22 protein-coding genes, 1 other RNA gene and 1 pseudogene are annotated in these 23,531 nt (G+C 63.8%); 4 read left to right on the forward strand and 20 right to left on the reverse strand.

The window, feature by feature from the left end:
* The 13 genes and pseudogenes from murB to QM694_RS05795 form a co-directional block, all read right to left on the reverse strand.
* Positions 1-927 (reverse strand): UDP-N-acetylmuramate dehydrogenase, encoded by a 927-nt coding sequence (murB, locus tag QM694_RS05735; protein ID WP_415005991.1) that lies wholly within the window; start codon positions 925-927, stop codon positions 1-3.
* Positions 927-2,345, reverse strand: a complete 1,419-nt coding sequence (murC, locus tag QM694_RS05740; RefSeq protein WP_415005992.1) for a UDP-N-acetylmuramate--L-alanine ligase — start codon at positions 2,343-2,345, stop codon at positions 927-929. Before murC ends, murB begins: the two co-directional genes overlap by 1 nt.
* The gene (gene murG, locus QM694_RS05745) at positions 2,342-3,454 is read right to left on the reverse strand and encodes an undecaprenyldiphospho-muramoylpentapeptide beta-N-acetylglucosaminyltransferase (RefSeq protein WP_415005993.1); all 1,113 of its coding nucleotides are present in this window, start codon (positions 3,452-3,454) and stop codon (positions 2,342-2,344) included. Before murG ends, murC begins: the two co-directional genes overlap by 4 nt.
* A 3-nt stretch (positions 3,455-3,457) precedes the next feature.
* Positions 3,458-4,597, reverse strand: a complete 1,140-nt coding sequence (gene ftsW, locus QM694_RS05750) for a putative lipid II flippase FtsW (protein WP_415008578.1) — start codon at positions 4,595-4,597, stop codon at positions 3,458-3,460.
* Positions 4,584-5,993 carry a UDP-N-acetylmuramoyl-L-alanine--D-glutamate ligase gene (gene murD / locus QM694_RS05755; protein WP_415005994.1) on the reverse strand — a complete coding sequence of 470 codons (1,410 nt, stop codon included), beginning with the start codon at positions 5,991-5,993 and terminating at the stop codon, positions 4,584-4,586. Before murD ends, ftsW begins: the two co-directional genes overlap by 14 nt.
* A 4-nt stretch (positions 5,994-5,997) precedes the next feature.
* Positions 5,998-7,086 (reverse strand): phospho-N-acetylmuramoyl-pentapeptide-transferase, encoded by a 1,089-nt coding sequence (gene mraY / locus QM694_RS05760; protein WP_415005995.1) that lies wholly within the window; start codon positions 7,084-7,086, stop codon positions 5,998-6,000.
* 3 nt (positions 7,087-7,089) lie between these two features.
* The gene (locus tag QM694_RS05765; protein ID WP_415005996.1) at positions 7,090-8,517 is read right to left on the reverse strand and encodes a UDP-N-acetylmuramoylalanyl-D-glutamyl-2,6-diaminopimelate--D-alanyl-D-alanine ligase; all 1,428 of its coding nucleotides are present in this window, start codon (positions 8,515-8,517) and stop codon (positions 7,090-7,092) included.
* Positions 8,510-9,953 (reverse strand): annotated as a pseudogene (locus QM694_RS05770) (UDP-N-acetylmuramoyl-L-alanyl-D-glutamate--2,6-diaminopimelate ligase). The gene QM694_RS05765 and the pseudogene QM694_RS05770 overlap by 8 nt, the downstream one beginning before the upstream one ends.
* An 18-nt stretch (positions 9,954-9,971) precedes the next feature.
* Positions 9,972-11,681 (reverse strand): peptidoglycan D,D-transpeptidase FtsI family protein, encoded by a 1,710-nt coding sequence (locus QM694_RS05775; protein ID WP_415005997.1) that lies wholly within the window; start codon positions 11,679-11,681, stop codon positions 9,972-9,974.
* A 4-nt stretch (positions 11,682-11,685) separates the two neighbouring features.
* The gene (gene ftsL, locus QM694_RS05780) at positions 11,686-12,036 is read right to left on the reverse strand and encodes a cell division protein FtsL (RefSeq protein WP_415005998.1); all 351 of its coding nucleotides are present in this window, start codon (positions 12,034-12,036) and stop codon (positions 11,686-11,688) included.
* Positions 12,036-13,046 (reverse strand): 16S rRNA (cytosine(1402)-N(4))-methyltransferase RsmH, encoded by a 1,011-nt coding sequence (gene rsmH, locus QM694_RS05785; RefSeq protein WP_415005999.1) that lies wholly within the window; start codon positions 13,044-13,046, stop codon positions 12,036-12,038. The genes ftsL and rsmH overlap by 1 nt, the downstream gene beginning before the upstream one ends.
* A gap of 107 nt (positions 13,047-13,153) precedes the next feature.
* An RNA gene (rnpB, locus tag QM694_RS05790) (RNase P RNA component class A) lies at positions 13,154-13,547 on the reverse strand.
* 32 nt (positions 13,548-13,579) lie between these two features.
* Entirely contained in the window at positions 13,580-15,250 is a 1,671-nt protein-coding gene (locus QM694_RS05795; protein ID WP_415006000.1) for an amidohydrolase, read from the reverse strand.
* A 116-nt stretch (positions 15,251-15,366) separates the two neighbouring features.
* On the opposite strand from QM694_RS05795, the gene QM694_RS05800 reads away from it, so the two are divergent.
* Positions 15,367-15,846 (forward strand): hypothetical protein, encoded by a 480-nt coding sequence (locus QM694_RS05800; protein WP_415006001.1) that lies wholly within the window; start codon positions 15,367-15,369, stop codon positions 15,844-15,846.
* On the opposite strand, the gene QM694_RS05805 is transcribed toward QM694_RS05800, so the two are convergent.
* From QM694_RS05805 to QM694_RS05830, 6 genes are all read right to left on the reverse strand, one after another.
* Positions 15,812-16,549 (reverse strand): N-acetylmuramoyl-L-alanine amidase, encoded by a 738-nt coding sequence (locus QM694_RS05805; RefSeq protein ID WP_415006002.1) that lies wholly within the window; start codon positions 16,547-16,549, stop codon positions 15,812-15,814. The genes QM694_RS05800 and QM694_RS05805 overlap by 35 nt on opposite strands.
* A complete protein-coding gene (locus QM694_RS05810; protein ID WP_415006003.1) occupies positions 16,546-17,235 on the reverse strand; it encodes a TerB family tellurite resistance protein in 690 nt (229 codons plus the stop codon). The genes QM694_RS05805 and QM694_RS05810 overlap by 4 nt, the downstream gene beginning before the upstream one ends.
* Before the next feature lie 28 nt (positions 17,236-17,263).
* Positions 17,264-17,596, reverse strand: a complete 333-nt coding sequence (locus QM694_RS05815) for a hypothetical protein (protein WP_415006004.1) — start codon at positions 17,594-17,596, stop codon at positions 17,264-17,266.
* A 93-nt stretch (positions 17,597-17,689) separates the two neighbouring features.
* The gene (locus QM694_RS05820; RefSeq protein WP_415006005.1) at positions 17,690-18,334 is read right to left on the reverse strand and encodes an extensin family protein; all 645 of its coding nucleotides are present in this window, start codon (positions 18,332-18,334) and stop codon (positions 17,690-17,692) included.
* Between the two features lie 58 nt (positions 18,335-18,392).
* Positions 18,393-18,974: an ABC transporter substrate-binding protein gene (locus tag QM694_RS05825; protein WP_415006006.1), complete on the reverse strand. Its 582-nt coding sequence runs from the start codon at positions 18,972-18,974 to the stop codon at positions 18,393-18,395.
* A 42-nt stretch (positions 18,975-19,016) separates the two neighbouring features.
* Entirely contained in the window at positions 19,017-19,640 is a 624-nt protein-coding gene (locus QM694_RS05830; RefSeq protein WP_415006007.1) for an MlaC/ttg2D family ABC transporter substrate-binding protein, read from the reverse strand.
* Positions 19,641-19,798: 158 nt separating this feature from the next.
* On the opposite strand from QM694_RS05830, the gene QM694_RS05835 reads away from it, so the two are divergent.
* Positions 19,799-20,788 (forward strand): ArsR/SmtB family transcription factor, encoded by a 990-nt coding sequence (locus QM694_RS05835; RefSeq protein WP_415006008.1) that lies wholly within the window; start codon positions 19,799-19,801, stop codon positions 20,786-20,788.
* Entirely contained in the window at positions 20,785-21,675 is an 891-nt protein-coding gene (gene metF, locus QM694_RS05840; RefSeq protein WP_415006009.1) for a methylenetetrahydrofolate reductase [NAD(P)H], read from the forward strand. The genes QM694_RS05835 and metF overlap by 4 nt, the downstream gene beginning before the upstream one ends.
* Positions 21,676-21,819: 144 nt before the next feature.
* Here the strand turns inward: metF and QM694_RS05845 are convergent, their stop codons facing one another.
* On the reverse strand, positions 21,820-22,443 hold the full coding sequence (locus QM694_RS05845) for a glutathione S-transferase family protein (RefSeq protein ID WP_415006010.1): 624 nt from the start codon (positions 22,441-22,443) through the stop codon (positions 21,820-21,822).
* Positions 22,444-22,535: 92 nt separating this feature from the next.
* Here QM694_RS05845 and QM694_RS05850 point away from each other — a divergent pair, with 92 nt between their 5' ends.
* Positions 22,536-23,498, forward strand: coding sequence for a lysophospholipid acyltransferase family protein (locus QM694_RS05850; RefSeq protein ID WP_415006011.1), 963 nt, complete (start codon positions 22,536-22,538; stop codon positions 23,496-23,498).
* Positions 23,499-23,531 lie beyond the last annotated feature (33 nt).

Genomic DNA, 23,531 nt, shown 5'->3' on the forward strand with positions numbered 1-23,531 from the left:
TCAGTGCGCCTCCGCCGGAATGCCGATGCGCTTGATCTCCCACTCGAGCGTGACGCCCGACGTCTCAAGCACGCGGGCGCGCGCTGTTTCGCCCAGTTCCTCGATCTGCGCGGCAGTCGCTCCGCCTTCGTTGATGAGGAAGTTGCAATGAAGATCGGAAATCCTTGCGGGCCCGATGGCGAAGCCGCGCAGGCCCGCCTTGTCGATCAATTGCCAGGATTTGTGCCCCGGCGGATTCTTGAAGGTGGAGCCGCCGGTGCGGCTCTTGATCGGCTGTGTGGCCTCGCGGCTTTCGGTGATCTTGTCCATCGCCGCCTGAATTGCAGCCTTGCCGCCGGGCTTTCCCTGAAACAGCGCCTCGGTGAATACCAGATCATCCGCCGCGCCCGAATGGCGGTAGCTGTAATGCATATCGGCGTTGCTCAGCACGTGACGCGTCCCTGACCGGTCCACCGCCCGCGCTTCCACGAGAATGTCCCGGGTTTCCCCACCATAGGCGCCGCCGTTCATCCGCAGCGCGCCGCCAATCGTGCCCGGTATACCTCTCAGAAAGGTTAATGCATCGATACCAGCCTCCGCTGCCGTGCGCGCCACGCGCACATCCAGCGCCGCCGTTCCGGCCCGCACGCGATGGCCCTCTTCCACCGTGACATCGGCAAAGCCGCGGCCAAGGCGGATCACCACGCCCGGCACGCCGCCATCGCGCACCAGAAGGTTTGATCCCACGCCGATCACATAGACGGGAACATCTTTCGGCGTGGCGGAGAGAAACGCCGCCAGATCATCCTCATCGGCAGGCGCGAACAGCACCTCCGCCGGGCCGCCAACGCGGAACCATGTGAGATCGGCGAGCGGCGCATTGGCCTCCAGCCGCCCGCGCACAGTGGGCAAGCGCTTCAAGAGCGTATCGCCATCGAGCTTCGCCATCAGGCGGCATCCGCGCCATCAAGCGCTGCAAGCTGGCCCGGCAGCGCATAGGCCCATTGCGAGATGGTGCCGGCACCCAGGCAGATCACGATATCACCCGGCTTGGCGATGGATTTGACGAGGGGCGCCAACTGCTCCGGCGTGTCGATGGAATGAACGGCACGGTGGCCGCGCGCCTTGAGGCCCTCGACGAGATTGAGATGGGTGGCGCCCTCGATCGGCTGTTCGCCCGCCGCATAGACGGGCGCCACGATCACCTGATCCGCATCGTTAAAACAGGTGCAGAAGTCATTGAAAAGACTCGCAAGCCGCGTGTAGCGGTGCGGCTGCATGACGGCCACAACATTGTTCTGGGTGACGCGCCGCGCGGCACTCAGCACCGCCGCGATCTCCACCGGGTGATGGCCATAATCGTCAAACACCGTAATGCCGTCATGGGCGCCGGTGCGCGTGAAGCGCCGCTTGACGCCGGTGAAGCTCTTGAAGCCAGAGCGGATCGCATCATCGCTCATGCCCAGTTCCTTGGCCACCGCCAGCGCCGCCGTGGAATTGAGCGCATTGTGATCGCCCGGCATGGCGAGGCTCAAGCTTTCAATGTCATGCGTGACGCCGGTGCGGCGGTTGGTGAGGCGCACCGAGAAACGGGTTTCGCCATCGCTGTATCCCACATCAAGCAGGCGCACATCGGCCTGCGGGCTCCGGCCATAGGTGATGACGCGGCGGTCCTTCACCTGGCCGATCAGCTCCTGCACGACAGGATGATCCATGCACAGCACGGCGAAGCCATAGAAGGGAATGTTCTCGACGAAGGCGAGAAAGGCTTCCTTCGCCTTCTCGAAGGTGCCGTAATGATCGAGATGCTCGGGATCGATGTTGGTGACGATCACGATATCGGCGGGCAGCTTGACGAAGGTGCCATCGGATTCATCCGACTCCACCACCATCCAGTCGCCCTTGCCGAGACGCGCGTTGGTGCCATAGGCATTGATGATGCCGCCGTTGATGACGGTGGGATCGAAGCTCCCGGCATCGAGAAGCGCCGCGACAAGCGAGGTGGTGGTCGTCTTGCCATGCGTGCCGCCCACCGCCACGCAGGATTTGAAGCGCATGAGCTCGGCCAGCATTTCGGCGCGGCGCACGATGGGCAGATAGCGGTTGCGCGCTTCCACCAATTCCGGATTGTCGGGCTTCACGGCGGAGGACACGACGACCACCTGCGCGTCGCCGACGTTTTCGGCGCGGTGGCCGATCTCGACGGCGATTCCGGCTTTGCGCAGCCGCGCCACATTGTAATTGTCGGCAAGGTCCGAGCCCTGCACGGTATAGCCCAGCGTCGCCATCACTTCGGCGATGCCGCTCATGCCGATCCCCCCGATGCCGATGAAATGGATGGGGCCTACGTCGCGCGGCAATTTCATTTTGAATGCGTCCCTGCAAGAAATTCGGTGAGATCGGCGAGCCTGGATGCGGCATCCGGCCTGCCGTGGCCGAGCGCCTTTTCGGCTGCTTCGGCCAGTTCGCCCTGCTGATACCGGAGGCGTGTCAGAAATTGGGCAAACGCTTTCGGCTCAAGCTCCGCCTGTGGACGAATCCACCCGGCCCCCGCCTTGGCGAAGCTCTCGGCATTGCGAAGCTGGTCATTGTCGAGCGCATGCGGCAGCGGCACCATGATGGCCGGGCGGCCGATGACGCCCAACTCCGCGATGGTCGAAGCGCCGGAGCGGCAGACCACGAGATGCGAAGCGGCGATGCGCTTCGGCATGTCCATGAAGAAGGGCTGCAAATCGAAGCTGAAGGAGAGGCTGCCATAGGCGCTCTTCACCTGCTCCATGTCTTCGGGGCGCACCTGCTGCACGAGATGAAGCGTTGCAAGCATTTCAGGTGAAAGCGCGGCGATCACCTTCGGCATGAATTCGCCGAAGAAGCGCGCCCCCTGGCTGCCGCCGAACACCAGAAGGTTGAACGGCTCCTGAGCCGTGAGCGAAGGGTAAGGCGCTGCCTTTTCCTGAAGCGCGATGTCGCGTACCGGATTGCCGGTGACCACGAGTTTTGATTTTGCCTGCTCCGGCAATCCCATCAGCACCGGAAACGACGAGGCCACCCTGGTGGCAAAGCGCGACAGCATGCGGTTGGCGCGGCCCATTACGGCGTTCTGGTCATGCACGCAAGACGGGATGCCAAGGCGCGACGCCGCAAGGATGGGCGGGAAGGACGGATAGCCGCCGAAACCCACCACGGCCTTGGGCTTCACTGAAGCGAGAATGCCCCTCGCCTGCCGGTATCCCCTGTAAAGCCGGAATGCCCGGCCCGGCACCTGAAGCGGCTTGCCCAGTGACAGCGTGGCGGAGGGAACAACGTGTGTGGCGCTGGCGGGGAAGTTCTTGCCATAGTCACGCACCCGTTCATCCGTCATCAGATGAATGTCATAGCCGCGACGCCGCAACTCTTCGGCCAGCGCCTGGGCGGGAAAGAGATGCCCGCCCGTGCCGCCCGCGGCAAGGACGATGAGGGGCCGTTCACCTGCCATCGCTTATGCCGCAACAGGCTGGAGCGCCACGGAGGACACGATGCCCGCCCGCCTGCGGCCCAGCGCCAGCGCCAGCCCCATGGCAAAGGCCATGCCGATCAGCGACGAGCCGCCATAGGAAATGAACGGCAGCGTCATGCCCTTGGCGGGCAGCAGCGACACGTTCACGCCCATGTTGATGACCGCCTGAAAGCCGAAGATGATGGCAAGGCCGCTTGCCGCCAGCGCGCGGAACGGATCGGGCTCCTCCTTGGCGCGCTGCAATAGGCGCAGCACCACGAAGGCGAAGAGCAGCATCAGCAGCACGCAGGCGATGAAGCCGAATTCCTCGCCCACCACGGCGAAGGCAAAATCCGTATGCGCGTCGGGCAGCACGAGCTTCGCCTCGCCGCCGCCGGGGCCGGTGCCCATGAAGCCGCCATTGTGAAAGGCCTGCGTTGCCGTGTCGACCTGAAACGTGTCGCCCTTGTCGGGATTGAGAAAGCGGTCGATGCGCGAGGCGACATGTGGCACGAGAAGATAGGAGGCGAGAATGCCCACGCTCACGAGACCCGCCAGCCCCATCACCACGATCCACGGGATGCCATAGATCAGCAGCATCGAGCCGAGCGTGAGGACGACGAGCGCCGTCTGCCCGAAGTCGGGCTGGATGACGAGCAGGCCGATGAAGACGAGCGACAGCAGGCCGGCGATGACCTGCCCCGGCATGTCCGGCCGCTTGGTGTGTTCGGCCAGGAACCACGCGGCGATGATGACGAAACCGGGCTTTGCAAGTTCGGAGGGCTGCAGATTGATGGGGCCAATATAGATCCAGCGGTGCGCGCCCTTGATCTCGGGCCCCCATAGAACGGCGGCAACCATCAGCGCCAGCCCGCCGAAGAACAGCGCGAAGCCGGTGCGCCGCGCCTGCTTCGGCGTGAAGAAGGAGAGCGTGACCAGCACCATGACGGCAGGCAGCAGATAGAGAAGCTGGCTCTTGAAGAAGTGGAAGGAGTCGAGCCCGATGCGCTCGGCCACCGGCGGGCTCGCCGCCATGGAGATCAGCACGCCCGCCGCCATGAGCAGCAGCACCGCCGACATCAGCACGCGGTCCACGGTGAACCACCATTGGGCCAGAAGCCCGCGATCGCTACGGCCGAGCAGCATGGGTTTGATCCTCGTGTTTCATGGTGATGCCGGGAAGTGCCGAGACGGCCTTGACGAAGGCATCGCCGCGCACCTCGAAATTGGGATATTGGTCGAACGACGCGCAGGCCGGGGAAAGCAGCACGACGGAGCCGGGCCTTACTTTTGAATCAGACGCCGCAAGCCTGACAGCGTAGTCCAGTGTGCGGCACACGGTATGGGGCACAGTGTTGAGCGTTTGCGCGAACTCGCCCGCCGACTGACCGATCAGATACGCCCGCGCGATGCGGGGAAACAGCGGCCTCAACGGTTCGATGCCGCCCGCCTTGGCGATGCCGCCGGCGATCCAGTAAATGTTCTCGAAGGAGGACAGCGCCTTCTCCGCCGCATCGGCATTGGTGGCCTTGGAGTCATTGATGAAGGCGACGCTGCCGAGCCGCGCCACCTCCTGCATGCGGTGCGCGAGGCCGGGAAAGCTTTTCATCGCCGCTTCGATGGCGGACACCGGAACGCCAAGTGCTGCCGCCGCGCCATAGGCCATGCAGGCGTTCTGCCAGTTATGCGCGCCCTTGAGCGACGGCATGGCGCGGAGATCGATACGCGCCGCTTCGCTGCCGTTGCGCCTGTCGCGCAGGATGCCATCGGGAGCCGAGATGCCATCTTCGAGCGGGTGCAGGACGGAAACGCGCCGCACATCCGCGCCGGTTGAAATCTTCTCCGCGATGGCGTGCGACCAGTCATCGTCAACGCCGCATAGCGCTGTCTGCCCTGTGGTCTGCTGCGCGAACATGCGCGCTTTCACATCGGCATAATGTTCCATGCTGCCGTGGCGGTCGAGATGATCGGGCGTGAGGTTGGTGAGAATGCCAACATCGGGCGAAAGCCCCGGCATGAGATCGATCTGGAACGAGGAGAGTTCCAGCACATAGATGCGGTCCTTCACCGGCTGGCGCATGAGGAACACGGCGGTGCCGATGTTGCCGCCCACATCAACGTCGCGCCCCGCCGCTTTCAGCACATGGCCGGTGAGCGCGGTGGTTGTCGATTTGCCATTGGTGCCGGTGATGGCGACGGTCTTGGCGCCCGCCCGCTTCGCCTCGCGCGCGAAAATTTCCGTGTCGCCGATAATCTCGATCTTCGCGTGCCGGGCCTTCTTCACCGTCCAGTGGGGTTCCGGATGGGTGAGCGGCACGCCGGGGCTCAACACCAGCGCATCGAGCGTCGAGAAATCGAGTTCATGCAGATTGGCGATGGGAAGCCCCGCCGCCTTCGCCTTTTCCACGGCGGGCTCGGAATCATCCCACGCAAAAACGTGAGCGCCGCCGAGACGCAGGGCCTCGATCATCGCCGTGCCCGAGCGCGCGAGCCCGAAGACGGCGACCCTCTTGTCCTTGAAACTGGCGGCGGGAAACATGCGCCTACCTCAGCTTCAGCGTCGAGAGGCCGAGCAGCGCCAAGACGAAGGCGATGATCCAGAAGCGGATGACGATGGTTGGTTCTTTCCAGCCCTTCTGCTCAAAATGATGGTGCAGCGGCGCCATGGCGAAGACGCGCTTGCCCGTCATCTTGAAGGAGGCGACCTGGATGATGACCGAGGCCGTTTCGAGAACGAACAGGCCGCCGATGATGCCCAGCACGATCTCATGCTTGACCGCGACCGCGATGGCCCCCAGCGCGCCGCCGAGCGACAGCGAACCCGTATCGCCCATGAAGATCATGGCGGGCGGCGCGTTGAACCACAAGAAGCCCAGGCCCGCCCCAACGATGGCGCCGCAGATGATCGCCAGCTCGCCCGTGCCCTTCACGAAATGCAGCTGCAGATATTCCGAGAAATTGAAGTTGCCGACCAGATAGGCGATGAGGCCGAAGCTCGCGGCGGCGATCATCACCGGCACGATGGCGAGGCCGTCGAGCCCATCCGTCATGTTCACCGCATTGCCCGCCCCCACCACCACGAACATGCCAACGAACACGAAGAAGATGCCGAAGGGAATGAGCACATCCTTGAAGAAGGGAACGGCGAGCGAGGTAGAAAGCGGACGCTCGCCGATCCACATGAAACAGGCAACCGCAATGCCGGCGATCAGGAATTCCGCGCCGAGCCTGAGCTTGCCGGAAAAGCCGCGCGTCGTCGATTTGGTGACCTTCAGGAAATCATCATAGAAGCCGATGGCCCCGAAGCCGAGGGTCACGAACAGCACCGCCCAGACATAGAGATTGCACAGATCCGCCCACAGCAGCGTGGCGAAGCAGATGCCGAACAGCATCATCAGACCGCCCATGGTGGGCGTGCCCGCCTTCTCCACGATATGGCGCTGCGGCCCATCGCTGCGGATCGGCTGGCCGCGCCCCTGCTTCACTTTGAGGAGCGCGATGATGCGCTGGCCGAACAGGAACACGAACACCAGTGCCGTGAGGATGGCAGCGCCGGTGCGCGTCGTCTGGTAGCGGAACACGTTGAAGGGCGAAAATTCGTCGGTGAGGCTGGTCAGAAGGTAATAAAGCATTGCTCAAACATCCTTGCTGACAGGCGGATAGGCGCGGCGCAGCGCGTCGGTCAATGGCCCCATCTTGGAGCCGAGCGACCCCTTCACCATCACCACATCATTGGGCCGCATCGCATTGACGATCTCGTCGCGGAGCTCGGCAATGGTGGGCGCGTGATTGCCGCGCTTGGCCGCCGGAATCTTCGCCCACAGATTCGCCATCAACGGCCCTGCGGCATAGACGAGATCGACTTTCGCCTCGTCGAGCACAGGTGCGAGCTCGGCGTGAAGCGTGGGGCCTTGCGTGCCGAGCTCCAGCATGTCGCCCAGGATGGCGATGCGGCGGCCGGTTTTTTTCGGCTGCGCCTGCGCCAGCAGAGAAAGGGCGGCGCGCACCGAGGCGGGGTTGGCGTTGTAGCTTTCATCGATCAGCAGAATGTCGCCGCCCGGAACGGCAAGATGCTCGCGCACGCCACGGCCCTTGGCGGGCTTGGCGGTGGCCAATGCAAGCGCCGCGCGGGCGAGATCGGCGCCCATCACTTTGACGGCGGCCAAGACCCCTAAGCTGTTCAGCGCCATGTGCTCGCCCGGAAGGCCCAGCTTGTAGATCACATCCTCGCCCATCACCTTCGCGGTGACACAGCAGCATTCGGTGTGCAGCACGAGTCTTTCAAGGCGCACATCGGCATCGGCATGGCGGCCGAAGCTGACGATGTTGCGGATGCCGAAGCTCTTCGCCGCGGCGGCAAGCTGATCGAAATAAGGCGTGTCGCGGTTGATGACGGCGTTGCCATCAGGCTCGACGCCGGAAAAGATTTCCGCCTTCGCATCGGCGATCTCGCCAAGTGACGCGAAATGCCCGAGATGGCTGGCGGCAATCGACGTAACAAGTGCGGTGTGCGGTTTCGCCATGCCGACCAAAGGCGTGATTTCGCCGGCGTGATTCATGCCGATCTCGATCACCGCATAGGCGGTTTCGCGCGGCATGCGGGCGAGCGTGAGCGGCACGCCCCAGTGATTGTTGAGCGAGGCGGCGGAGGCATGGGTGAGGCCCGACGCCGAGAGCGCCACCTTCAGCATTTCCTTGCTGCTGGTCTTGCCGACGCTGCCGGTGACGCCGATGATCTGCGCGTGGCTGCGCTGCCGCCCGGCGATGCCGAGATTCTCAAGCCCGCGCAGCGGATCGTCGGCGACGATCAGCAAGGCCCCCGCGTCTTTCATATCCTCCGTGGTGCGCGAGACCATGGCAATGCCGGCACCCGCCTTGAGCGCCGAGGCCGCGAAATCATGCGCGTCATGGTTCTCGCCCTTGATGGCGACGAAAATATCGCCGGGCGCGATGGCGCGGTTGTCGATGGCGACGCCGTTCAGCGGCTTGCTCACCACGCCTTCGATGCGCCCGCCGGTGGCGGCGATCAATTCTTGAGGGCTCCACAGCGGCAGATCAGCCATGATAATCCTTTCCGGCAATCGCCGCGCGCACGGCCTCATGGTCGCTGAACGGATGCACGGTCTTGCCCACCTTCTGCCCTTCCTCATGGCCCTTGCCGGCCACCACCAGCACGTCGCCCGCTTTAAGCGCATCAACCGCCGTACGGATGGCCTTGGCCCTGTCGCCGATCTCAGTGGCGCCCGGAGCCGCAGCCATGATGGCGGCGCGGATCGACGCGGCATCCTCCGTGCGCGGATTATCGTCGGTGACGTAAACCGCATCCGCGAGCCGTGTGGCGATCTCGCCCATGATCGGCCGCTTGGCGCGGTCACGGTCGCCACCGCAGCCGAACACCACGGAAAGCCTGTGGGTCGTATAGGGCCTGAGCGCCGCGATGGCATTCTCCAGCGCATCGGGCTTGTGCGCGTAATCGACGAAAATGGCGGCGCCCTTATTGCTGCGCCCCACAAGCTCCAGCCGGCCCTTGGCGCCTTTCAGCGATTTCGAGCGCGTGCATGACGATCTTCTCATCGCCCCCGGTGGCCAGCACCAGGCCCGCCGCCACCAGTGCGTTCGACACCTGGAAATCGCCGACCAGCGGCAGGTCGATGGCATAGGCCCGCCCCTTCACCTCGAGCGTGACATGCTGGCCCGAGCCTTCGCGCTTTACATCGCGCACCTGAATGGTTTCGCCGTCGCGGCCCACCGTCCACAGATCGAGGCCCAGCACCTTGCAGCGCTCAGCCGCCAGCTTGCCGCGCGGCGTATCGGCATTGATGACGGCGGGGCTGCCCTTCGGCAGCAGTTCTTCAAACAGCCGCATCTTGGCGTTGAAATAGGCGTCTTCCGTGGGGTGATAGTCGAGATGGTCATGCGACAGGTTGGTGAACGCCGCCGCCGCGATGTGCAACCCATCGAGGCGGTACTGGTCGAGCCCGTGGCTCGAGGCTTCGATGGCCAGATGCTTGACGTGGTCATCGGCGATCTGAGCCACCACCTGATGCAGGCGCACCGGATCGGGCGTCGTGTGATCGAGTTCGATGACGCCCGATGGCGAGACGACGCCGACCGTGCCGAGGCTGGCGGCGCGGAAACCCAGCTCCGTCCAGATTTCGCGCACGAAGGTGGCAACCGATGTCTTGCCGCTCGTTCCCGTGACGGCGACGATGGTGTCGGGCTGGCGGCCAAAGAAGCGCGCCGCCATGAGCGAAAACAGGCGACGCGGATTATCCGTTGTGATGACGGGCACGGAGGCGGACTCCCCGTGCTGCGCGATGACGGCCACGGCGCCCGCTTCAATGGCTTTTCCGATGAAGCTGCTGCCATCAACTTTTGTGCCGGGCAAGGCGGCGAAGACATAGCCGGGCTTCACCTCGCGGCTGTCGGCGGTGAGGCCCGACACGGCGATGGTCCCTGCGCCCTCCGGGAGCGCCGCATCGGTGTGGATCAATCGCAGCAACGGAATGGACAAGCCTCACCCCGCCTTGTTTTTCTTCGCCTGCTTGGCAAGCTTGTCGAGATCATCCGCCGTGAATTTGGGTTCGACGCCGAGCATCGGCGCGATGCGCTCCAGAACCTTGCCGCCGGTCGGAACGGCGTTCCAGCCCGAGGTGGCAAAGCCATAGGTTTCGGGCGTCGCCTTCGGCTCGTCCAGCATGATGAGCAGGAGATATTGCGGATTCTCCATCGGGAAGGCGCCGATGAAGGAGGTGAGATTCTTTGTCTTGGAATAGCGGCCGTTCTCGACCTTTTCGGCGGTGCCCGTCTTGCCGCCGATGCGGTAGCCGATCACGTCAGCCTTGCTGGCCGTGCCGTCGACGACATTGAGCCGGAACAGCGTACGCAGCATCTGGCTGGTTTCGGGCTTGACGATCCGCCGCGCCACGACATCCGCTTCCGCCCTGTCGCGCTTGATGAAGGTCGGCTCGATGAGCCTGCCGCCATTGATCAGTCCTGCAACCACCGCCGCTCCTTGCAGAGGCTGTACGGCAAAACCATGGCCGAAGGCGGCGGTGGCTTCCGTGAGCTTGCTCCAGCGTTTCGGCAGGATGGGCTTGGCGCTTTCGGGAAGCTCGGTCACCAGACGATCAAACAGGCCGACGCGGCGCAGGAATTCGAGATGGCGCTCCAGCCCCACATCCAGCGCCATGCGCGCCGTGCCGATGTTGGACGACACCTTGAAGATTTCGGGCACGGTGAGCACGCGCCGTTCGGCGTGAAAATCGGTGATGCGCGCATTGCCGATGATCAGCGGAAAGCGCGCGTCGTAACTTGAGGAAAGATTGGCCACGCCATAGTCGAAGGCCATGGCGAAGGTGACCGCCTTGATGACCGAGCCCAGCTCATAGACGCCGCTCATCATGCGGTTCTGCTGGTCGGAGCGGAAGCGCTTGTCTTCCTGGTTGGGATTGAAATCGGGCAGCGAAACGAGCGAGATCACCTCGCCCGTGTTGATGTCGAGAAGGATGCCGCCCGCCGCCAGCGCCTTGAACTTGTCCATGGCCTTGCTGAGTTCGTCGTAGATCGCCGCCTGCACGCGGATGTCGATCGACATTTGCGCGGGCGCCGGGTTTTCGTCCTTCGAGCCCGCCAGCGAGGCGGTATAGAGAGCGCCCTGATCGTCGAGATATTTCTCGATGCCGGCGATGCCCTTGGTGTCGAGATCGACATAGCCAACCGTATGGGCGGCAAGTCTTCCCATCGGATAGACGCGGCGGCGCTCGTTCACGAAGCCGATGCCGGGAAGGCCGAGATTGTAAACCGCATCGCGCTCCTGCGGCGTCACCTGCCGCTTCAGCCACACGAAGGCACGGCCCGGTGCCGTGAGCTTCTGGCGCAGCGACTTGGCGTCGAGATCGGGCACCGTGGCGGTGAGCGACTCAATCGCCTCGTCCACGTCGATGATCTTGCGCGGATCGGCATAGAGCGAGGCCACGGCCACATCGGTGGCCAGCAGCACGCCGTTGCGGTCCACGATGTCGGGGCGCGGGATGCTGTCGTCCTGCACCACGGGGCCTGTGTCGGCCTTGGGCGACAGCATCGTCAGATGCGCAAGCTGCCCGGCGATGGCGAGGAAGGCCGCGCCGAAGCACAGGCTGATGAGCCGGATGCGATTCTGCCCCGCGAGCCTGCGCGGGGTGGCCGGAACGGCGCTGTCTGTTTCAGAGGGGGCGGGTTCGCTCATGGGCCTACTGCATCTTCTGGAGAATGTCGCCGATCGGATCCTTGTCCTGCGCCTCGAGCTTGATGACCGGCTCGGCGGGAACCTTTGACGCGACTTCGGTCATGGGAACGATCTGGATCGCCTGCATCGTCTGGAGCTTCAGATGCTGCTCCGCCAGCTGCTCGATGCGGTCTGGCCGCGTGAGGCTGCTCCATTCGGCGCTGAGCAGCTTCATGTCCTCGCGGTCCACCGCCATGCTGCGCTCATATTTGGCGATCTGCCGTTCGAGCCCCCGCGTTTCATGCTCCATCGAATAGAGCAGGAAGCCCGAGACCAGAACCGTGAGAACGAGAAAAGCATTGAACAGCTTGTGCATCAGGCCCTCGAGGCGGAAACGCCGATGTCGGCGGCGATGGATGGAAGCGGTGGTGCGGACGTGCGGATGCCGCAGCGGAGTTTCGCCGAGCGGGCGCGCGGATTGTTTTTCGATTCTGCTTCAGTGGCTTCGAGGTGGCCCTTGAAGGGCAGCGTGAAGGAGGCTTTGGGCCCCTCGCCCGCCATCGGCAGATGCCTGGAGCCATGCGGCAGCTTTCCCGCCCGCGAGGTGAAGAAGCGCTTGACGATGCGGTCTTCGAGCGAATGGAACGTCACCACGACCAGCCTGCCGCCCGGCGCCAGCAGCGCCTCCGCGGCGTGAAGGGCCTGCACCAGTTCATCGAGTTCGCCGTTCACATGGATGCGCAGCGCCTGGAAGGTGCGGGTGGCGGGATGCGTGCGGTCCTGCGGGCGCTGGCGGCCGGTGGCACGCTCCACCGCCCTAACGAGGCCGAGCGTCGTATTGATCGGCTCCTCGCTCCGTGCACGGACGATGGCGCGGGCGATGGCGCGGGCGCGGGGCTCCTCGCCGAAGATATGGATGATGCGCGACAGGTCTTCGGCATCCATGGTGTTGACGGCATCGGCGGCGGAAAGGCCGGACTGCGCCATGCGCATGTCGAGCGGGCCATCCTTCATGAAGGAAAAGCCGCGCGCCGCCTCGTCGATCTGCATGGAGGAGACGCCGATATCCAATACAACGCCATCGACATGCGAAACGCCCGCCTGCCCCAGAAGCCTCTCCATGTCGCCGAAGCGGCCTTCGATGAGCGTCAGGCGGCCTTCCGACTCGGAGACCAGCGATTGCCCGTTGCGGATGGCTTGCGGGTCGCGGTCGATGGCGATGACGCGGCAATCGGCGGCCCCCAGAATGGCCCGCGTATAGCCGCCCGCGCCAAAGGTGCCATCCACATGCACCTCGCCATCGGACGGCTTTAATGCAGCCAGCACCTCGCCCAGCATGACGGGCACATGCGGCGGCTGGGCTCTCGATGTGGCAGGCTGCGTCACGGCAAAATCAGGGTGAACAAGGGGTTAAGACTCATGCCGACAATGCCGCGCCGAGGCTTAACAAATCGTTTCAAATTTGATTCATTGCCGCACTCCGGAGCGGCGAAAATGCCAGCCGGCCTGTAAGCCGGGTTTTGTCCGCCCGAAAGCGGGATGACCATTCATCTGGAGCCGCCATTGCTGGCGGCTTCGCGCGACCTACCCGGGCAACCGGGCCGGAAACGGCCCTGAACCCGAAGGTTCGCGTTGCCCCTATTCGGTCTTGCTCCCGGTGGGGTTTGCCTTGCCGCCGCCGTTGCCGGAAGCGCGGTGCGCTCTTGCCGCACCATTTCACCCTTGCCCGCGCATCAGCCGAAGCGGACGCGGGCGGTATCATTTCTGTGGCACTGTCCCTGGGGTCGCCCCCGCCGGGTGTTACCCGGCACCGTATTTCCGTGGAGCCCGGACTTTCCTCCCCCGCGCCCTTTCGGGACTTGCGGCAGCGGTCATCCGGCCAGCTGGCCGACCGGACCTAGGCGTTCAAGGGGGGGACGTCAACTGTGGGCGCGGTAAACCACCCTTCCATCGCAGATGGTGGCAGCGGGTTTGACTGATTTGAGCTTGGCGGGATCGGTCTTCTCGATGTCGGCGTCGAGGATCACCACGTCGGCCAGAAGGCCCGGTTTCAGCATGCCCTTTCGGTGTTCCATGAATTCCGTATAGGCGCCGTCATGGGTGTAGGAGCGGAGCGACTGGGTGAGCGTCTGGCGCTGGTCGGGAAGGCCGGGCTTCCACATCGGCCGCGTCATCGCCGACTGGATGGACCACAGCGGATCGATGTCCGACACCGGCCAGTCGGTGGCGAAGGCGATGCGGGCGCCGGCATCGCGGAGCGTGTTCCAGGCGAAGGCATATTGCCAGCGGTTCTCCCCGATACGCGAGAGATAGGGCTCGAGCGGCAGGCCGTGATTGCCCGGCGGATGCGGCGGCTGCATGGAGGCGATGACGCCCATCTCCCTGAAGCGCGGAATGTCATCGGGGTGGATCACCTCGATATGCTCGACGCGGTGGCGGCTGTCGCGTTTGCCATTCGCCTTGAGCGCCTTCTCATAGCCATCGAGCACGATCCTGACAGCGCCATCGCCAATGGCGTGAACGGCGATCTGCAGGCCCCGCCTGTCCGCCTCAACGGCGACTTCGGCAAAATGCTCCGCCGTGAACAGCGGCTCGCCGCGCCATGATGGATTATCGGAATAAGGCTCGACCATCACGCCGGTGGCGCTGTCGATGACGCCATCGACGAAGACTTTCACGAAGCCCGCGCTCAGCATCTCCGAGCGCCAGCGCTGCGCCATGGCGCTGGCCTTTTCGAGGTCGGCGATCTTCATGAAATTCTTGAAGTGGAAGGGTACGCGCACGCGGGCGGTGAGCTCGCCCCGCAGTTCGAGTTCCTCCAGAAGTTCGAGCTGGTAGATGTTGCCGTCCATGTTGTGGATGGAGGTGATGCCGTGGCGGGCGCAATGGGCGAGGCCCTGTTTGATGACGCCCAGGTCATGCTCGAATTCTTCCGCCGTGGGATAGGGATCGGGCTCACCGCCGGTGACGATTCCGAGATGGCTGCGGTCGCCCACCCTGGAAAGCTCGCGCACCGGATCGATGGCCTGCCCCTCGCGCAATTCGCCGCTGGCGAGACCATCCGCCGCCATCACGATCTCATTGCCGGGGCCGAGCTTGCGTCCCTTGAGAATGCCCGCCCGCTCAAGGGCGATGGTGTTCGCCCATGCCGTGTGATGATCGGGCGAGAAGACGAGGAGCGGCCTGTCCTTCGAGAGCGTGTCGAGGTGATGGCGGGTGAGCGGCTCATGCTCGCCGATGATGATATAGTCGCACTGCTGGCCGAACACGATGTCATCGCCGGGATGGGTGGCGAGATAGGCCTTGGCCACCTTCTGCATGTTCTCGAGGCCATGCACGCCGAAGAACTGCATGTGGTCGAGTTCCGAGGCGCCGCCGAAGAGGTGCATGTGGCTTTCGACGAAACCCGGCAGCACCGTCTTGCCCTGGGCGTCGATCACCTGCGTCTCAGGCCCCGCCAGCGCTTTGGCCTCCGCCACGGTGCCGACCGACAGGATGGCATTGCCCCGGATGGCCATGGCCTCGGCCTTCGGGTTTGCCTCGTCCTGCGTGAGGAATTTGCCATTGATGATGATGAGATCGGCGGTCATGTGTGCACTCCGGTTGGCACGTGAGGTAGCAGAGCCGCGCGGCATTTGAAATGAGGGGCGCTGCGCCATATTAGCCCTTCCCCCTTGCGCGGCGAGGCGATAGAAGGCTGGCCCTCATGGACCTTCCCCGCATGATGTTTCCCCGCCTCGCCCTGGCCCTGTTTCTGGCTGCCGCCCCCGCCGCAACGGCTGTGGCGCAGGAGCGCCAATGGTCGCTCGATGCCGGCGACAGCGACGCCTATCTGGTGTTCGGCGTGCCGGAGACCGACGATGTGGGAGTGAGCTTCTGGTGCACCATCCGCACCAACGAAGTGCAGATCATGCTGGCCGAAGCCGATCCGCATCTGAAGGTGGGCCGCAACGCTCCGATCACGGTGACGGCGGGCAAGACCACGGTGACGCTCTCGGGCAAGGTGTCGGACAATGAGGAAGGCGCCACCACCAGCATCGAAGCCTCGATGCCCGCCACCAGCAAGATCTTCCCCGCACTTCTGGCGGCGGACCGCTTCAAGGTGCATGTGGGAAAGCAGAATTACGTGTTTCCGCTGGGTGACGCCGACCTTAGCGGCCTTCTCGATCTTTGCCGGAAGCCCTGAGCAGGCGCTGAAGCGTTTGCAGCGTGGACATATCCGCCACACCATCAAAGCGCGCCGGGCGGTAATGGCGCTGGAAGGCTGAGACGACGGCTTCCGTCCGCGCATCGGCAATGCCCGTCACCTCAATTCCATAACCGAAGCGTTCGAGAGCAGCTTGCAGCGGCGTGATCTCCGCAGGCGTGTCGTCCGGCGGCGCGGGCTCAATCCAGTCGCCGATGCCTTCGCGGTGAAGCCACGCCCAGTCGAACAATTCACCGGGATCGATCTTGCGGCCCGGCGCAACATCGGAATGCGCCAGCACCCGCGAGGAGGAAATATCGTTGCGCGCCATGATGTCATGCACGAGGGCGATCACCGCCTTCATCTGCTCTTCCGGAAAGGCGCGATAGCCCAACGTGTGGCCGGGGTTCTGGATCTCGATGCCGATCGAGCGCGAGTTGATGTCCGTCTCGCCCTCCCATGACGAGGCACCGGCATGCCACGCCCGCATCTCCTCGCCCACCATCTGGGTGATGTAACCGTCTTCATCGACGAGGTAATGGCAGGAAACGCCCGACTCCGGATTGCACAGCCACGCGCGGGCGGCTTCGGCGCTCTTCATGCCAGTGTAGTGAAGGATCACCATGTCCGGCTTGGCCTCATTCACCCGCACGCCGATGTTGGGCGACAGCACGAAATGCCTGGTCAGCGGCGAGCGGATCACGCTGCCGCCCCGCTCATGATCCGGCCATAGGCCTCATTGATGCGTTGCAGCCGCTCGGTGGCGAGCTTCACCATTTCCTGCGGCACGCCGGCGGCGATGTGGCGGTCCGGATGGTTCTCGCGCACCAGGCGGCGATAGGCCTGTTTCACCTGCTCCGGCGTCGCCGCCGGGTTGAGCCCCAGCACCAGATAGGGATCGTCCTTCGCCTGCATGACGTGGCGCGATGAAATGCGCGCGAAATCCTGCGCGGAAAATCCGAAAATCTCCGACACCGAGCGGAGGAATTCGAGCTCCGCGGGATGCACGGCGTCATCGGCCTTTGCGATGTGGAACAGCCCGTCCAGCACGTCTTCCAGCACCGCCGCCTTGGCGTGGAAGAGCCGGGCGATCTGTTTCGCGTAAGTGTCGTAACCGGCCACATCCTGCTTGGCGAGGTTGAACACCCGCGCCACCGCCGAAAGCTCGCCCTCCGGCACCTGGAACACCTGCTTGAAGGCGCGCACTTCCTGTTCGGTGACGATGCCATCGGCCTTCGCCATCTTGGCGCCCAGCGCGATCATGCCGATGGTGAAGGCGAGGGAACGCTCGGGCGGCGTGGCGCGCGCCCGCGTGACCTTCTGCAGGAAGGCCGAAACGGAATCGCCGATGGCGGACACCGTGTCCGCGATGCGTGTCCAGATTGACATGGCCGGAAAAGCCTAGCGGATTCGGAACTCAGCCGCGCTTGAAATAATAGCCGAGGCTGAAGACCGGGCGGTCAATGTCGAGATGTTCGGCCAGCCGCCGCTCCACATGCCAGGCGCGCCCCGCCGTCCAGATCGTGGCCCACAGCACCGGCAAAGCGCCCAGCACCATCAGCCCATACATCACCATATCCGGCAGGCCGAACAGCTTGCAGAAGGCCCAGACGGTGGCGACCATCGCCGCCCCCAGCTTGCAGAAGGCCAGCAGCGTGACGCCCGATGCCGCGAGAAAACAGCCGAAGGTGCCGAAGGCATGCTTGCCCTGCGGCGGGTTGGGGTCGGGCTTCAAGATTTCCTGATCCATGCCTCTCATATGCCCGTTCAGGGGCGGCATTGCAACGCCAGCCCCGTTTGGTGCTGATTCAAAGTCTCAGGCCCCTCGGCCAAGCCCCTGTTTTCAATGGCAATAGGTGCTGTGGTTGCGGCGCTGCTGGAGATCGAGATGAATGTGATTGCGGTGTTCTGAATCAGACCCCGGCCCCAGCACCGTCATGAACTCGCCGCAGGCATCCTTCCGCACCTCCCGCAGGAAAGCCTGCTCGTCGGACCGCCCATACCAGCCATCCAGCACCGTCACCTTGCGGCCATCCTCCAGCGTGAAGGCGCCGATGTCGATGGCATTGCCGAAACCATGCTCGCTCATCTTGGCGCCGCTGACATTGTTGCGCGGGCGGCAGGAATAGGAGGCGAGGACATCCACCGCCACCACCCGCTCTCCGAAGCTCGTCTTTGCTGCGGGCTGCACGATGTTGTTCAGCCAGTCATTGAGCGGATTGGCCATGCTGCAATTGAGCGTGGCGGGCTGGCTGAATTGCACGGTTGACAGCGAATAGACGCGCCACGGATTGGGAACCTCGCAGCCATTGCCCTCATCGATGCGAGAAATTTTCTCCGCCTGCCCGAGCGTGGAGGGCGGCACGGCGCATTGCTGCGGCGGGGCGATCAGCCCTTCGGTTTCAAAATTCGTGTGGCCGGAAAACGAACAGGCGGCCAAAAGCCCTGCCGCCCCCATCAGGGCGAGCGCACCCGATACCTTACGCATGACGCTACTCCACCGGCCGTCCACCGGGCAGATTAGGCGCGCGGGGGTTAAGGCAAACTTAGCGGTTGAGCGCCAGGACGAGCTGGCTCACGTCGCCGTTCTTTTTGGTGATGTAGGAGGTAAAGAGCCCACGCTGCATGAAGATCAGCGAGAAGCCGAGGACTTTGACGTCCGTCACCTTGTAGGAACCGCGCCGCCAGCCCAGCCGCCAGCCGACATTATAGGTCTGGCCGTTCATCAGGTAGACCTTGCTGGCGATCACCACATCCTTGCCGTCCTGCGTGGCGTCGCCGATCTCGTATTTGGCGATCGGAAACTGCCGCGACTGTTCGGCGAGATAGCGCGCCATGAACTGCACGACGCCGCTGTAATAGACGCCCTTTTGCGAAGGTTGGAGCTTGGCCTTGTATTGCCCCAGCGAATAATCGCCGATCTGCGCCACATCGGCATATTTCTCGATCGATGCCTTGAAACTGCCGATGGTGCCCTGGCGGCTGGCGTTCAAAAGATCGCGCGCCACCTTGCGCATATAGGTGAGTGCCGGATGCTCGGCATGGGCGGGCGTTGCCACCGCAGCCGCAAGGCCCAAGCCCAGCAGTCCGCGCCGGGTCAGTTTTGAAAGGGCGGAACTGTCCGTCATGCGCTGCGGCACCGTCAGAAGTTGAAAATCAAACCCGCCTTATCACCACGTATCGGCGGAACGCAACTCATCAAACAGCGGGCCGAAATCGCCATTCGATTTCTTCAGCACCTTGCTGAAGCGGTCCTTCATCGAAATGGTGAGCCACACGCCTTTGATGTTGACGTCGCTCACCCGGTAGCTGCCGCCCGCCGGCGTGAGCCGCCAGCGGACCTGCTCGCGCCCGCCGCTCTTTTGCTTGATGGCGCTGAGAATGGTGACGAAATTGCCCTGCGTGCTGCTCGAGGTGATCTCAAGGTCGGAGCCCTTGAAGTCATCGACGTAATAGACGAAGAGCGCCGCCGCGTAATTGCTGACGAGACGGTAGAACTCGTCGCGCTTTCCGGCCGGAAGCTTGCTCTGGTACGGCCCCAGCGCATAATTGGCGATGGCGCGCAGGTTGATGTAGCGGTTGAGCAAAGCCGCAAACTTGCCGCGCAGCGCATTGCCGGTGGAGCCGCTGTTGGCCAGCGCCATCACCTGATCGGCAATGCCGTTGACGTAATCTTCAGGGCCGGACGCTGCAAAAGCCGCCGGAATATGCCCAAGCGCGGGTGCCAGCGCCCCGCCGAGCAGAATCTGCATGAACCTGCGGCGGCCAAAACCGCCCGCTTTCTGTTCCGACATCGTTCCTCCAACCCACAACTCAAGAGTGCTGCGAAGCAGCGCAATAGATGGGGAGAGTATGTAGAAAACAAGGCCAAAGGTCAAAGTGGGGGCCAAATGCGATCAATGGTTGCCAATCACATAAAGATTTGTTTATATGATTATAGAGGTGCGATGCCGTGGATGAATTGCTGGAAGGCCTGCGCGCGGCGGGGGAAGAGACAAGGCTGCGCATCCTGTTCGCGCTGTCGCATGGCGAATGCAATGTCAGCGAACTGACGCAGATTCTGGGCCAGAGCCAGCCGCGTGTCAGCCGCCACCTGAAACTGATGAGCGAGGCCGGGCTGATCACCCGCCACAAGGAAGGCAACTGGGTGCTGTTCCGCCTGCGGGATGAGGATGCAGGCGGCGCTTTGGCCCGCGCCATCGTCGACCTGCTGCCGGGAAACGATCCCGAACTCGCCCGCGACCTTGCCCGGCTGGAGGATATCCGCACCCGCCGCGCCGAAGCCGCAAGTGAATATTTCCGTGAAAATGCAACCCGTTGGGAGGAATTGCGAAAGCTTCACATCCGCGAGGAGGATGTGGAACAGGCGATGCTGCGGCTGGCAGGCCCCGAGGCCGTGAAGCTCCATATCGACCTCGGCACCGGCACCGGCAGCCTGCTTCGCCTCTTCGCGCCGCAGGCAAGGCAGGCCATTGGCCTTGATTCGAGCCGCGACATGCTGGCCCTGGCCCGCACCAATCTGGAGACCGCAGGCCTCCGCGCCGTGCAGGTGCGCCATGGCGATATCTATGCCCTGCCCTTTGGCGACGGCGTGGCGGATTTCGTGACCCTGCATCAGGTGCTGCACTTCCTCGACGATCCGCAACGGGCGCTGATGGAAGCGGCGCGCATTCTCTCGCCGCAGGGCCGCCTGCTGATCGCCGATTTCGCCCCCCATGAGCTGGAGCAGTTGCGCACCGGCCATGCCCACCGGAGGCTTGGAATCGCCGCCGAACACATGGCCGCCTGGCTGCAGCGCACCGGGCTGGCCCTGCTGCGCCATGACGTTCTGCCGCCGCCATGGCGGAAGGGCGAAACCGGGCTCACCGTCTCGCTGTGGCTGGCGCAGAAGCCCGGCCCCACGCACCAGGATTCACCCGCACGACTGGAACAGGCCGAATGACCCTCTCCACCCGCGACGCCGATCCGATCACCGTGTCGTTCGAGTTCTTTCCGCCGAAGGCTGGCGAGGCGGAAGCGACGTTCTGGTCAACCATCGCCAAGCTTGAAACCGTGCATCCCGAATTCGTGTCTGTCACCTATGGCGCGGGCGGCACTACGCAGGACCGCACCATCCAGACGCTGGCGCGCATCGCCGGTGAAACCACGCTGAAACCGGCAGGCCACCTCACCTGCGTGGGCAAATCCAAGGATGAAGTGAACGCGGTGATCCGGCAATACGGGCAGGCGGGCGTGAACCACATCGTGGCGCTCCGTGGCGATCCGCCGGGGGGCGTTGGCACGCGCTTCGAGCCGCATCCGCAAGGCTATCGCAACGCCGCCGATCTGGTGCGCGGCATCCGCGAGATCGGCGGCTTCGAGATTTCCGTGTCAGCCTATCCCGAGCGGCACCCCGAATCGGTATCGATCGAGGAGGATCTGGCCTTCATGGCCGACAAGGCCGACCACGGGGCGACGCGGGCCATCTCGCAATTCTTCTTCCACAACCCGTTTTTTCTCAGGCTGCGTGACCGTATCTTCGCGCGCGGCATCGACATCGATCTGGTGCCGGGCATTTTGCCCATCACCTCCTTCGCGCGCGTGGCGGAATTCGCAGGCAAATGCGGCGCCCATATTCCCCCTGCCCTGGCGCGGCGGTTCGACGGCCTCGATCAGGAGCCCGAAACGCGAAACCTGGTTGCCGCCATGGTGGCGGCGGAACAGGTGGCGGCGCTGCGGCGCGAGGGCGTGAAGCACTTCCACTTCTACACCCTGAACCGCGCCGACCTCGTCTACGCCATCTGCCGCGTGCTGGACCTCAATGCCAGACCGGATGAGGCGGCGGCGTAACACCGTGCATAAAAACAAAATGCCCCGCCAACGAGAGCTGGTACCGCAGTTTATTTGTCAAATAAAATAAGGAGCGGGATGCCTGCCTGCGCAGGCATGACGGATAATGTAGAGTTGGCGTTTGGTCTTCCGCTGTCGAGAATGTTACATCCCGTGCCGCGCCCACACCTTGGCCACCGCCGGATTGGCGGCGACGGCTTGCGACAGCGCGCCCAGATTGGGGTGCTTCGCGAACAGCGCCTTCTGGTCGGGCGCCCAGCTCAAAAGCATGGCGGCGTAGATATCGAGGGCGGTCATGCGGTTTTCGACGAACCATGGGCCTTTGCCCAGCCCTTCCGACAGCACGGCGAATTCGCTCTCCATGTCGGCCACGGCTTTCGCCTTGATGCCGGGGGCAGCGCTTTCGTCCACCGAATAACGCTCGGGATAGAAATAGCGGAGGTCGCTCATGTAGAGCGTCGTCGCCAGATAGGTCATCCAGCGCAGATAGCGGGCGCGTTCGGGTGACGCGATGGCGGGCGCCATGCCGGCCTTGGGATGCAGGTCGGCGAGATAGATCATGATGGCGGCGCTCTCCGTCATCACACTGTCATCACCGAGAATCAGGCTGGGCACTTCGCCGCGCGGATTGATGCGCCGGTAAATGGCAGGGATTGCGCCTTGGGCGTCGCGTTCCACGTCTTCGACCTTGTATTCCGCGCCGACCAGCGCCAGCAGCGCCTCGACGGCCGCGGAACCCGTGCCTTTGCGGCCCATGAGCTTATACATTCTTTCCTCCCGGTTGATGCGCCTTCCTACCCGCCCTTGAGCCCGTTTGAGAAGCCCCTTGCATTGTGGGACAAGCCATGGAAAGCCATCCGGTGAGCAGTCTTCACCCTTCGCCTCAGGCCATGCCCACCCATTCCAGCAGCGCGCCGCCCCTTCCCGGCAAGAAAAAGCGGGTGCGCTTTTCCTATTCGACGCCCGACCAGCCGGTGCTGCAGCGCGCGGTGATCCAGGCGATCGAGCGGATCGGCGGCCAGCGCAAGCTGAAGAAGCTCTATTTCCAGCACCAGAAAAGCGTGGCGGCGGGCGAGAATTTCTTTGCCGCCGCTTTGCGCCTGCTGCGCATGAATGTGGAGTTCGACCAGGCGGAACTGGCGCTCACCCCAGCGTCTGGCCCGGTGCTGTTCATCTCCAACCACCCCTATGGCGTGCTGGACGGCATTACCCTCACTTGGCTGGCGACGCATGTGCGCCCCGACACCAAGGTGCTGGCCAATGACGTGCTGTGCCAGGCGCCGGAAGCTGCGGCCAATCTTCTGCCGGTGGCCTTTGCGCCCACCCGCGAGGCGCGCGAGACCAATGTGCAGTCGCGCCTCTCCGCGCAAAGCTGGTTGCGCGACGGACATGCGGTGGGGATTTTTCCGGGCGGCGGTGTTTCAACGTCCGAGCGGCCATTGAAGGGCCCCGCCGTGGACTTGCCCTGGGCGCCCTTCACCGCGAAGCTTCTGCGCATGTCGAAAGCCACCGTGGTACCGATCTTCTTCGTGGGGCAGAACAGCCGGCTGTTTCAACTGGCGAGTCACCTGAGTCTTACGCTGAGGCTGTCGCTGGTGTTCCGCGAAACGGCCAGGCGCATCGGCACCAAGGTGAAGGTGCGGGTGGGCAAGCCCATCCCCTTCTCCGAAATCGCCCATATCGAAGACAGGGGCGAACTGGTGAAGGAATTGCGCAAGCGCACCTTTGCACTGGCCCAACCCGACGACATCGATGGCGTCTCGACCGACCTGCATCTCCGCGAAGCCCGCATCAAGGGCGTGAAACACAAGGACCAGGACTGAGCGATTGCGAATCTCTGAGAGCGTGCCCAAATA

This window comes from Aestuariivirga sp. (assembly GCF_047602625.1).
Lineage (GTDB): Bacteria > Pseudomonadota > Alphaproteobacteria > Rhizobiales > Aestuariivirgaceae > Aestuariivirga.